Source organism: Psychromonas arctica DSM 14288 (genome assembly GCF_000482725.1).
Taxonomy (GTDB): Bacteria; Pseudomonadota; Gammaproteobacteria; order Enterobacterales; family Psychromonadaceae; genus Psychromonas; species Psychromonas arctica.
This window is the reverse complement of sequence record NZ_AXWP01000083.1, coordinates 1-12841: the sequence shown is the minus strand read 5'-3', so window position 1 is coordinate 12841 and position 12841 is coordinate 1. Positions and strand designations below refer to the sequence as shown.

General features: G+C 39.6%; 8 protein-coding genes and 1 pseudogene. 2 read left to right on the top strand and 7 right to left on the bottom strand.

The features are described 5' to 3' along the window. Window positions 1–578: 578 nt before the first annotated feature. The 4 genes from H592_RS0110935 to H592_RS0110920 form a co-directional block, all read right to left on the bottom strand. Window positions 579–1397, bottom strand: a complete 819-nt coding sequence (locus H592_RS0110935) for a shikimate 5-dehydrogenase (protein WP_028868815.1) — start codon at window positions 1395–1397, stop codon at window positions 579–581. A gap of 785 nt (window positions 1398–2182) precedes the next feature. Continuing rightward, on the bottom strand, window positions 2183–3199 hold the full coding sequence (locus H592_RS0110930; protein ID WP_028868814.1) for an IS110 family RNA-guided transposase: 1017 nt from the start codon (window positions 3197–3199) through the stop codon (window positions 2183–2185). 286 nt (window positions 3200–3485) lie between these two features. Continuing rightward, window positions 3486–4916 carry an IS1182 family transposase gene (locus tag H592_RS0110925; RefSeq protein WP_028868813.1) on the bottom strand — a complete coding sequence of 477 codons (1431 nt, stop codon included), beginning with the start codon at window positions 4914–4916 and terminating at the stop codon, window positions 3486–3488. 274 nt (window positions 4917–5190) lie between these two features. Then, window positions 5191–5484, bottom strand: coding sequence for an antitoxin Xre/MbcA/ParS toxin-binding domain-containing protein (locus H592_RS0110920; RefSeq protein ID WP_028868812.1), 294 nt, complete (start codon window positions 5482–5484; stop codon window positions 5191–5193). A gap of 1500 nt (window positions 5485–6984) precedes the next feature. Between H592_RS0110920 and H592_RS0110915 the strand changes: the two genes are divergently transcribed. Together H592_RS0110915 and H592_RS0110910 are read left to right on the top strand one after the other, a co-directional pair. Beyond that, window positions 6985–8670 carry a hypothetical protein gene (locus H592_RS0110915; protein ID WP_156916111.1) on the top strand — a complete coding sequence of 562 codons (1686 nt, stop codon included), beginning with the start codon at window positions 6985–6987 and terminating at the stop codon, window positions 8668–8670. Between the two features lie 489 nt (window positions 8671–9159). Next, on the top strand, window positions 9160–10494 hold the full coding sequence (locus H592_RS0110910) for an ATP-binding protein (protein ID WP_028868810.1): 1335 nt from the start codon (window positions 9160–9162) through the stop codon (window positions 10492–10494). A 365-nt stretch (window positions 10495–10859) separates the two neighbouring features. On the opposite strand, the pseudogene H592_RS24905 reads toward H592_RS0110910, so the two are convergent. From H592_RS24905 to H592_RS0110895, 3 genes and pseudogenes are all read right to left on the bottom strand, one after another. Further along, window positions 10860–11566, bottom strand: a pseudogene (locus H592_RS24905) (IS6 family transposase). 55 nt (window positions 11567–11621) lie between these two features. Next, window positions 11622–12125, bottom strand: a complete 504-nt coding sequence (locus H592_RS0110900) for a GNAT family N-acetyltransferase (RefSeq protein WP_028868809.1) — start codon at window positions 12123–12125, stop codon at window positions 11622–11624. After that, window positions 12125–12397 carry a type II toxin-antitoxin system TacA family antitoxin gene (locus H592_RS0110895; protein ID WP_028868808.1) on the bottom strand — a complete coding sequence of 91 codons (273 nt, stop codon included), beginning with the start codon at window positions 12395–12397 and terminating at the stop codon, window positions 12125–12127. Before H592_RS0110895 ends, H592_RS0110900 begins: the two co-directional genes overlap by 1 nt. Between the last annotated feature and the right edge of the window lie 444 nt (window positions 12398–12841).

Genomic DNA, 12841 nt, shown 5'->3' with positions numbered 1-12841 from the left:
AGTGTTGGTCTGACTGAGTATTGGACTTCGCGCTATTTTGGACGCTTATCCACCAACACTGCCGAAACAGGTTACGGTTAGTTGTGTACTTCTAACTTCCTATGGCTTCCTTCAGACCCCACCGTTAGCCAGTGACGCCCTTGCCATTCGGATTATCTTCCCCTCAATCAGGGTGATCTCACTTTCTTGCAAGTGAGCGGGTTTGCCAGCTTTGCTGGGCAAACAAAAAAGTTACAGTGTAACTTAATTAATCGATACATATTATTTTATTGCCTGGTGATTCAGGTGAATCACCAGGCAATAATTAGACGATAGGCCTCGTATCTATTGGGTTTGTACATTTTAATTCAACTGAATCACCCAAACAAAAAGCCATTTATCGAGTAGTCTTTCCGAATGTCGCTTAACGGGTGTTATGGTAAATTTAGAAACAAAACCTACTGATTAGCCGTATTTTGTCCTTGTTGATTAACTTATAGATTTTTAATTTTACTGGTAGATAAAAAAGTTGAATCATCAGTTTCTTCCCACTACTCATTTTGATACATACCAGATTGTATCCGCAAAAATAAGCCAATTTACTTTCTTGAATAAGCAGTCGCTAGTTGAAATAGCTCATCGTTCGGGCGGATATCTGTATATAAGGAAAATTGTTCAACGGCTTGTATGGCAAATACCTCTGAACCACTGATAACCGTTTTTTCTTGTTTTTTAGCATAGATGAGTAAAGGCGTTTCAGAAGGTAAGGCTACCACATCAAAAATTACCTGCGCATGTTTGATACTTGCTTCGTTAAAAGCCAAGCTCTGGGCATCAACGCCACCAGACATGCCTATCGGGGTTGCATTTATTAACATATCAGCATCATGATCCCCTATCTCGGTTCGCCATTCAAAACCACTCGCATCTGCTAATTCTTTACCCGTTACTGGATTTTTAGCAACAATATAACCTTTACTAAATCCTGCATTTTTAAGCGCAAATGCGGCCGCTTTGGCCATACCTCCACTGCCTTTCAATGCAAAAACCAGATCTTTCGATACCTGATATTGTGCGAGTAATTTAGTAATGGCAATATAATCAGTATTATATGCTTTTAAATAGCCGTCAGTATTCACAATAGTATTGACAGAATTGATCGCTTTAGCGGAGTCATCAAGCTCGTCAACCATACTAATGCAAGCTTCCTTATAAGGCATAGACACTCCACAACCGCGAATATTAAGGCCGCGAATACCTGTGATCGCAGCACTTAGATCTGGAGTAGTGAAAGCTTTATAGATAAAGTTAATATCTAATGCTTCATATAAAAAGTTATGAAAACGTGTACCGAAATTACTGGGTCTAGCTGCTAATGAAATACATAAGGTCGTATCTTTATTTATTTGTTTGCTCATTGATTACATCCTTTTTATCATAAGTGTAAGATTAGGGATTGCGCAGGTGAATCTAAACAGCGCCTTTTTATCAGATTCTATTCCAAATATAAAAGCAGAAAAAGCTCCTCCACAAAGAACAAACACCCCCTACGAAATTTCTTTAATCCGTAATTAAGGACATAACTACATTGTAGGTAACTATCGGCTTTTGAAGATATCTGATTATTGTCTTCTTCACATTCAATTTATCAATACGTTACATGAAATCAACAAACCTATGCACAAAATGACTATTATGGTAAATAGCCATTTTTCATAGTAAAAATAGCGGTCCATTATAAAATAATCACAAAACACCTAAAACAAACCGTAAACCTTTAAAATAAGCTTTAAAAGCAAAAACTTAAAATAATCATAACAAGGTGATTAATTTATGATTTATATCATATTCTCATTTCGCTTCTTTTCCAAGACCAAATACCTAAATGCTCATGTTGTCTCTATTATTAATTTTATTCTGCGGGTGAGTTAATTAGGGTCGCTGTAAGTCGGCTTGGGGGCGAATTGTATGGTCCGCCTCGATATTGCAAGTAATAATATCGATAACGTAGTTGGTTTGCGCTAATGTATTCGGAGTCTTTGCAGGCTGCCAATAAATTAGCCCCAGCTCCACGATGAGATCCGCGCTAGATTGTCCTCAAAAGCGACTAAGCATACTTTAATAAGGTGCTGTTTCGCCCCACAGGTCTTCAATCCAGTGGTCTAACCGTTTTATCATCTTTATCATCATTTGCAAATCCTGGTTACACTCTAACTTCAAATGCTTGTTTACTTGAAAGTACTGCCCATGCTATGCGTGCAAGTTTATTTGCCAGTGCAACGACTACAACATTAAATGGTTTTCGTGATAATAACTCGAATAGCCAATTGCCAAATACAGCTACTGCTTTTTCTGGCCTGACTAGTACTGCTCTGGCTCCATGAATAAATAGCTCTCGTAATCCCTTGTTCCCTCGTTTACTTATACCGAGCAATGTTGTTTTTCCGCCTGTTGAAAATTGCCGTGGAACTAATCCTACCCAAGCAGCTAAATGCCTCCCATTTTTGAAATCGGAAGCATTACTGATATCAGACATACAACGACTTGCTGTGAGTGTTCCGACTCCTGGGATAGTTTTGAGTAGTTGGGCTAATTCATCATTTTCCACTAATTGTTTAAGTTTTTTATCTTGCAGTGAAATAAGCTCATTAAGTTTCAAATAAAAGCCATGGTGCTCTCTTAACTCTCGAAGAAGCATTGGTGGTATTGGTTCGCCATATTCAGCCAACCATTGAAATAAACTCTTCATTTTGGAGTGAGATCTAGGAAAGCTCATACCAAACTCTAGTAAAACAGAGCCTATACGAGACATACAAGCGGTTCTGTCCTTCAGGTAACTTGAACGTATTCGTTGGATAACAGATATAACTTGAGATGCCTCAGTTTTCACACTAACAAAACGCATTGAAGGGCGAGAAGCTGCTTCAGCGATAGCATCAGCATCTATGAAGTCATTTTTATTCGTTTTAACATATGGTTTAACGTATTGGGGAGGGATAAGTTTTGTTGAATGGCCAAATGCTTGGCACTTTCTCGCCAACCAATGTGCTCCTCCGCACGACTCCATTGCAACGGTTGTTGTAGTTAATGTAGATAGGTAATGAATTAGTTTTGAACGGCTTAGCTTCTTACGACAAACTTCTTTTCCTGATGCGTCGTGGCCAACAAGATGAAAAGTAGATTTACCTATATCAATTCCTAAAATATTAATATCAGACATGATGATTCTCCTCTTGAGTAATTTGCCCTAAGTTTAGACTAGGGTGAGGCGGACCATCTTATTAGCGACTTGCCAGTAATGTCCGCTTTGTCGGCAGGCCGTGTAAAAACTCGGAATTCAACCGTCAACCTTTGTTGTGTGAGAGGCTCAACGTTCCAAATCAACTTTGTCCTTAATTATTATCATTAGGGCGGTATACCCTTTTTGCACTGTTATAGTCAGCCAATAATGATGAACGTGACGTTTTGAGGCTATTTTATAGCTCGAGTTTAGGATATGTGCCTCCTTATTGCCTGATAGCTGCCATTAACCCAGTCGTTCCCATTATGTTCATCATTCGTTTCATGTTGTAAGCCAGCACATGCAGGCTCATTTCGATACTCACATTCTTTTTGCGCTTCATTAAGAAGTGCGTCGCGCCCATCCACATCTTAATCGTACCAAACGGATGCTCCACGGTTTGTCTTCTTAGCACCGATATCTCGGGATTATCATCGAGCCGCTGTTGCATCGCATCTATCTCTTCTTCGTGAATCCAGCGTCTCATTTTCCTTGCCTCTTTCGCTGATTTCGTGCATTTATCTCTGATATTACAATCTCGGCAAGCATAAAAATTAACGTAAACCTTTTGCTCAAGACCGCGTTCAGTTACGTTACGTCGATGCGATAATTCCTCACCCGCGGGGCAAATATAAAGGTCTTTGTCTTTATCGTATTTAAACAGCGACTTATTGAATATGCCTTTCTTTTCTGAGCCAGAGGTATCAGTTTGTGGCACATTTGCTGTCATGCCTAAGTCTTGTGTGGCTTTAATATCGTTGCGACTAAAGTAGCCCTTGTCGGCGATGATGGTGATGTCTTGTTTGCCTAGTGTTTTTTGGACTTGCTCTGCCACTAAGGTAAGCTGTCCTTTATCTGTTGTCATAGTAACATCGTGTTCAACAATCAAGTGATGCTTACTATCCACCGCGCTTTGCACGTTATAACATACCTGCCTTTCCCAACTTTGCGTTTTCATTAACCTTGCATCAGGGTCGGTTTGTGATACTTGCTTGTCTGGGTGTTCATTCACTTCTTTTTCAATTGCTTTAAGCTCTATTAAACGCGCCTCAAGCCATGCTAATTTCGAAGGTGATACCGTCGTACCGATATCCTTCTCATCCCCATCTTTTGTATCCATTTGGTTTAAGTATTGTTGAATACTCTTTTCTATTCGCTCGATATGCGCTTGAACTTTGGTGGGTGTATAATTTTTAGATTTATTATTAACGGCCTTAAATTTACTGCCATCGATAGCGAACACTGAATCCTCAAACATGTTGAGTTGACGACATAACTCAACAAACTGGCGGCAGACATTTTTAATCCCCTTGCCATTATCTTTCCTAAAGTTGGCGATGGTTTTAAAGTCAGGTCTTAAACGTTCAAGCAACCACATCAATTCAACGTTGCGATGGCTTTCTTTTTCTAAGCGGCGAGATGATTGAATACGATTTAAGTAACCGTAAATATAGAGTTTCAACATGGTGGCAGGATGGTAGCCTGGTCGGCCGGTTAGCTTTGGGTTAACGCTATCAAAACCCAGCGTGAGTAAATCAAGATGGTCGACAAACGTATCGATTACTCGAACTGAATTATCTTGGGTAACAAAGTCATCTATTGCTTCTGGGAAGAGTGTCGATTGGTGTCTTGATTGACCTTTAATATGGTGAGACATATCAGATTTCCTCTGGTTTGGCTTACCACATTATTATACTAAAATTGGCCTCGAAGTTGGATCGCTGGCTAAGATTGTTTGATCATAAGTACCTCGTGCTTAGACCAAAAGGTGATCAATAGTTTTTACACGGCCTGTCGGAACAGCTGACGTTACATACTTCAAAGTAGCACATAATTTCTATGGTGCTATGTGCCCTGAAGCGCCTAGAGGCTAAGTCGCAATGCCCGACATGTGAAGTAGCCGATAAGGTTAGTTAAGTATTTTTCTTATTTTACCGATTTGATTCAAAGTATTTTTTTACTGTCAATAATCCAGCTTCAGTTTTGCATGCATCAATTGGAGTGCAATTAAACGCTTTATTTAGATCATTAAACCAGTGGATCATAAAACTCTTATCACCACCTGATTTTGCGTATAACTGTTTATATATTTCAATAAAATATAAACGCATTTTCTGTGAGTCAAAAATTATTGGGATTTCTTTTTTTGATGGATCTTGAACTAAGGGCAACCATGCGTTGTTAAATGCTTTATCTAAAACATCTATCAGCTTGAATTCCTTCATCACATACCTCAAATTAATTCCATTAAATTATTAGTAAGTATATCGCTAAAAAATATTATTCATTTCACATATCAGAAAGCAGTCACATAGCGATCACACCACTCATTTCGATTGTAAATGACGATGATGTTTCCCATCTTGTATGTGCCCCGTTCCGCCTTATAAGTTTGACTCTAGCCCTCAAAAAAGCACGTTACAAACCTATATATTTGTAACCAAGTTTACTCGGCACACACACCTTTTCTTAGCAATTCTTATTTCATTTAAGAATCCTTAAATGAAATAAGAATTGCTAAGAAAAACTTAAGTCACTAACGGCCCGAAGCGAGGCAGATCATCAACTTATTTAATGTCAGCTCTAGGCTTACAGCTGGCCTTATTAATTTTCAGATCTATCTCGGAAAGGGGCACAACCTTTAATGATGATCTGAAAAAAGCCTCGTGATGAATTCAATCTTATGTTCGTATTGCCCATACCAAATAGAATAAAAAACGATGAGGTTTAATTAATGACTAAATCAAGATCACAAGAGTGACTTAACAAGTACGATGAAAGCGCACCGATGAGCGAAAAAGATAAAGACTGGGATCAAATGCAACCAGTACTATCAAGAAAACCAATCATCAGTTTAAGAGGTACACCGAAGATAGCTATCATAACGCAATAAACTTTTTACCATTGGATTTAAGGTATCCCTCGAAGTATTTAATCAGTCGCTCCTAGCATGACAGCTAAAAATAATTCACGAATACTGCTGCCCTATTGGTGCCTTTATTTTACTTTTTTTTAAGCGAATATAAACAAGCACTTATCGCCCCCCTCTCACATAGCAGAGACAATACTCACGCTAAAAAACCGCTTTTGAGACACATTAGCCCCATCAAAAAATACAAAATTAATCCTTAAAAATCAATACCTTGATAAATAAAATCAACCCATCTAGACTGAATAACACTCACTTAACAACCCACTTAGTAGAGAGGTTACTCATGACAATATCCACCACAGTGCCAACGCAAACCCCACCAGCGTCACCTCAAAAAAAGAGAAAATTTACTGTTACAACGTCCTTACTTAGCGACATAGTGCAACTCATTGCGACGCTCCCAGCCCCCTGCTTTGTGATCAGTGAACATGAGCCTAAAGCCCTTTCTTGCGACGTCAAAGAGAAAGACAAATTAGTGCTGCGTTGCACCCAGTGCCAAGCGCTAAGCTCACATTCGGTGTCGACCATTAAAGCGCATGTTAAGGCGGCAACATCACTGGTTTGCCCGCATTGCGCTGTCCTGCAACGTAGCCCATTTGATAGCGCTGACTTTAAGGACGTACAAGCCAACGTGCCTCACTTTCACATCGATAAAGCCACCTATCAAGGTGAAGGCGTCAGCTGCATTCATACCTGTATCCGTTGCGCCCAGCGCCATTGGATAACGCCTAAATTCGCCGCCAAACACGCCTGTATACGCCAGCGAAACTTCCCTATTCCGAGCATAACCGCCATGCCAACACTGGCTGACTTTGATGCCCTCATCACTGCCCTATCAAACTGGCAGCTCTCACCTACCCCATCACATCAACGATTCAATGCACTCGTGTTTAAACAGCGCTTTTTATCCCCCTTACCCCAGTCAAAATTTATCCTGTGCTGTAAGAGGCACCCAGACAAAGTAAAACAGATCCCACACGCCTCTTTTTTAACCCAAATAACGAGTAATAGTTGTCGTCAATGCGGTGCTGACGCACTGAGAAAATACACGCCAGCTTATCTTGAACGGGCCTTTAAAAAAGCCGGTTATCCCCTTAAGATTGACGTGCTCAAATCAAACTTAACAAGCCGCCAAGACTTCATCCCCAATGGGGCGCTATTGACGCTCTCTTGCCCTAAGCATGGTGCCCTCCCACAAAAGACGGCCTATGCACTGCAAAAATTCTTAGTGAAATATAAAACATCGACCCCATGCTCCGCATGCGATCCGCACTCTGGCACCACCCTCAATGCGTTACGTGTGCGTCAATATTCAGAATCACAGGATCGCTTTAATACGCATGGTGCTTTATATGATCTCGTGGATAGCAATGAAACGATAGAAGCCAACATTGCCGCTCTTATTGCGGCTAAGCAGCCCCCTTATTTTCATCTGTCTATCACATTACGTGTCCGAATGGTGGCTGAGGCGCCACTTTTTACTGATCATCAAGATCATGAATTTACGCTCCTTTATCATCAATTCTGTAATGGCAAACGCGGTTTCATGGCAGCAGGGCATACTTGCTCATGGACAGCGAAGTTCATTGCCTTTTTGAATATCGAGTGGAAGCTAGGTTTAGAAGCAGAGAAAACCTTTAAAGGGCTAAAAAGTGAAAAAGGTTACCTACTTTCTATTGATTTTTATCAGCCCACTTTACAGCGGGCCTATGAAGTGGATGGTAAACAACATATTAGTGAGCACAGTCAAATTCGCGTCAAGAAAGATAGAAAAGCAAAATTTGCAGAGCAGGTTCGCCGTGATGAGGTCGTTGATGAGTACTTTCGAGTACATCCTAAGATGACACTGCTTCGCCTCCCCACCTATCGTATTAGAAACAAAACCATTGAAGCGCTGCGAGTCAAATTACAGTTCGACAATGCGTTAGCGGTATGCCAGGCGATTTACGTTGCGCTGTATCAGCAATCCCCCCCCAACATTAACAAAGCAAGCTTGATGCGCACATCAAGGCAACCATCCCCTGTATCTGATAAGAAGTTAGCCCGCATCAATGCAATTTATGGGGGCGTACTTAAGGCGCATCGCGTCTCTATCAGTGATCAAGTCACACTATCGTGTCAACATGGCCATTATATGCAAGCCACCTCATCAAAATGCACGTACGATGCTAGACACCGTGATGTGACCTCAAGCACACCGTGTTGGGGATGCCAATTTTTAGAGATGATTGCCTCTGCTAAAGCCCGCTTATTGCAACAGGGTTTTTATATCACTAATGAGGCGGATATGCTTTCTCATATAGACAGTAGCCTTGATGCCCCTTTAGCCGCTAGGGTGAAACTATCTAATGTGATAGTGAAAGTGGCGCAAATCAATGGCGAACCGATGCCCACGAAGCGCGATAGCCTCACACTCAAAAAAGTCCTCGATTTTAATCACACGATGGGGTTAATAAGGGCCTACTCAAAAAACACCTAGCATCAACTCCTTGACATCCAATAATGAGTGCCGTCGCGTTAAGATCACCATCGACGTTAAACGCCGGCGCCTCTTAGGCTCACCATCAGCGAGGCGCTGACAACCGTCGCAAACCATTGAGCATTGTTCACCCAATTTATCAGGAGAGAGGCCATATGTAAGAAGATATAAAATATTATTTAAGGCTAAAATTGCGTTAGTACGCTTATTCAGATCCCCAATCAGTTTACTTTTAAACCTATTTATATAGTTTATTTACCATTTAATTATTTTAGATATCTTTAGTGCCATAAAATCATTAAATGAAGAATTTATCAGAAATAGTGACGTTCATTAAAGAAAGCCTAAGTTATGGACTTCCCCCCCTAATTAGCCATATCGTCACCACCCCACAAACCACACTTTAATGCGCTTTATTATGTAAAAACTTGCATTTTTATGCGCTTTAAAGTGTAATTAGTGAGTCGATTGATTAAGTGAGAAATAGAGATGCAGAGATCAAGAGTAGCGAAATTACTAGAATGGAAAGAAAAAAATACCCGAAAGCCGTTACTCATAGATGGAGCTCGGCAAACAGGTAAAACCTACCTTTTACAAAATTTATTCGGAGAACTATTTGATAGTGTCTTACGTGTCGACTTTCTCGAATCTCCAGAAATGGCAGAAGCTTTTGCTGGATCTCTAACACCAGAAGATATTATTTCAAATATTGAACTGATAACAAATAAAACATTTAACCCTATCACCGATTTGCTCATTTTGGATGAAATAGGTGAATGTCAAAAAGCCGTAACCTCACTTAAGTACTTCGCAGAAAAAGCACCGAAGATGTATGTCGCAGCCAGTGGTTCTAACATTGGACTATTAAATTCATTTCCTGTCGGTAAAGTTGAACAACACAAACTACGCCCTCTAACATTCTATGAGTTTTTGCTCGCATCAGGAGAGACTGCATTAATTAAAGCTTTTGAAGCACAAGCTAACTCAGCTGTTGCCCATGCTAAATTATTTGACAAATTAACCGATTATTATTTTACAGGGGGTATGCCTGAAGCCGTTAGTAAATGGTTTGAATTAAAGAATAAAAGCATATTAGAACGTGTTGAAGCGGTAGATAATATCCATGCAAATTTAATTACCGGTTACTTGCGAGATTTCGGTAAATATTCAGGTAAGACGGACGCGGGGTTGATCGAGTCTGTTTTTAGTAATATTCCATCACAGCTTGCCTCTGTGATGGATGAATCAGTAAAACGATTTAAATTTAAAGGCGTACATGAACGTAAATCTCGATACAGTGATTTTGAAAGTGCAATTACTTGGTTAGAAAAATGCCGATTAGTATTGAAAAATCATCCTACAGATGGCGCACCTCGCAGTCCTTTAGCCGCATATAAAAAAGAAAACATCGTGAAACTATTTCTCTTCGACGTAGGGTTATTAAATCACATGTTGGGGGTCGGTTATAAAGAGATTAAACAACAAAAATTTGAATATAAAGGCTACATTGCAGAAAATTTTGTTCAGCAAGAATTCACTGCACACGGAGTAGATCCAACTTTCTCATGGGGGGATGCTAGAGCTGAAATCGAATTTATCGCAACAAATGCCGAAGGGGATATTATCCCGATCGAAGTGAAAAGTGGCAAACGCACTCGCGCTAAATCGCTACAGTCTTATATAACAAAATGCCAACCACATAAAACAATCAAGTTAACAGGCACTCAAGGATCCTCACCAATGGAAACAAAAAATATAGTGCTACCACTTTATTATGCAGAATATGCAGTGAGTAAACACCTAAAGGGGTATTACCTAAAGTAAGTTTTTAAAAAATAAGCATTTATGACTAAAAACTATTGGTATTGTACATAAAGAGCAAAGCTGTTGTGTTGAAAAAATCAAATATTAAAAACTGAATTTATAACTTTTTAAGCTGTTTTAGCATCCCTAAAAATATACTTTCTGAACTATTTTTAGGAAAATTTACTGGTAACCTGGCTTGGATTTCTATAATTATTTGCTCAGTGCTAGCTTTAATCTCACTTAGTATACTTTCGATTTTAGCCGTTTCAAATCCAACTTGCTTTGCTGTTTCAATGAAATGTCGAGGGTAGATTTTATTAACGTGGTACTTTTAGTATTATCAACTTATCTACTTGGATCGACTAAAGGCGATTAAATCAGCCTTAATCTAAATTTGGGACGCAACTAATCCGCTTCCATTCAGAAAATGAGCGATCACGGAATGCTCGATAGTGTTTCGCTTGCATTAAATGACGACCAAAACAAAACAGATTATTTACCATCCTGTGGCAACTTAAAAACCGCTGCGCTTGGCCCTGTGATTTGAATTTCCGCATCTGTCGTTCTTGTTGCAGAGTAGGCTGATGCGAGAGTTCACACCCATTATTATCATACTGAACAGTTGAGTGCTCTACACTTGGTATTAATTCTTTTTTTTGCAGCAGAGTAACTAGCAAGTTTATCCGTCACAACCTTTAACGGCGAACCTCCCTGCCCTTTCAATAGTCGTTTAAAGAAGTGCGTTGCAGCCGCCTTATTCTTTCGTTTCTGAACCAAAATATTTATCTCGTCACCATCTTGATCGACTGCTCGCCAAAGATAATGTAATACGCCATTTATTTTGATGAAAACCTCATCCAAATACCAGGTATCGCCAAGTTTACCGCGATTCTTTTTGAGTTTGTTACAATAGATAGCACCGTATTTTTTCACCACTGCCGGATCATTTCATAAGTGACAACAATTCCTCTCGCTACGAGTAATTATTTAATATCTCGAAAGCTCAATGTAAAAGATGATAAAGCCAGACCGCATGGCTGATTATTTGTGCAGGATAACGATAACCTGCATAGATATTAGAATTTTTCATCAGCAGATTATCGCACAATTGGCTTTAAGGTTGTTAAGATGACAATACCTTAGCACTAACCAAGCGAGATGCTGGCTCTTATATCAGCAATGGTTATAAACAGTTTATTACTTGCATCTTTGAAGGCCGTGAAGCCATATTTTTCATAGAAATGCCCCGCACCATCTTTCGCATCAACAATGACAACGGGAAATGCGACAGTTTCACTGGCGGCTAATAGTTTTCTAAGCGCATCAATTAAAAGCCACTCTCCAAAACCTTTACCGTTGTATCTTTGGTCAACAGCTAATCTAGCGATTAAGCCACCAGACGTTACATTGTAATGTTTTTTTTGCAATTTTTCTGGCAAGCCCTCTGCATCAATAGGCGTCATCGTTAATGTATAATAGCCGATAATATGTTCAGGGCAGTGTTCATCCTCAAGTACAAAAGTACGAGTATTGTCTTTTTTAGCTTGTTGACTTGCCATTATTTTTAGGTAATTGTTTAACGCAGTGATACCACAATCAAAGCGGTTCCGATCGTGCTTAGCTTTTTCTAATTGGACAGTGTTGTTCATTATTGTTTTTTGTCCATGTAGCGTAAGGCAGCTTGTTGTAATTTATTATTTGGTTTTGCGGGTTGATCTAAGGCATTCATCAATGCCGTTGTATCTTTCTGACTTAATTTAAGAGATCTTTCACGTTCCATAATTGTTTTTGCTTTTTCTAAAGCGGCACTAAGTACAAATGAGTTAATACTAGACATGCCAGCAATAGCTGCCGCTTGTGAAAGTAGCTCTTGCGTGTCAGCGTCTACACGAGCAGTAATACGAGGTAGTGCAGTAGCCATAAGAATCTCCAGGTTGTGTTAAAGTGGCACATAAAAAGTATATTACAATTACAGCCTTTTTACAAAGAGAAGTGTCAAAGTGGCACGCTTAAATAAACATTTAGCACAACTAATTACGGTATTGTCAACTTATGTGGACTCCCCCTTGTCAACAACAAAGTGAATAATCAAAGAATTTAATGCGAACTTATGTACGAGCTCTAAATAGAGTAGCGAACCCTGGCTCTAGGATATTTTCGCGAGCATATAATCAAGATCTTATCGACGAGTTCAAGACTCTTAGTTGACAACTGATTTAATATGCTGATTTTTATCTTCGTTATTGCATTTTATTGTAGGACCTTGTTAAGCAGCCAATAACTCTGCTTTATATTCTGTTCCTTGGCTTAGCATTGCAAAAGCAGTTCTAACCGTTTTATTTGCCAAGGCAACCGCTGCACATTT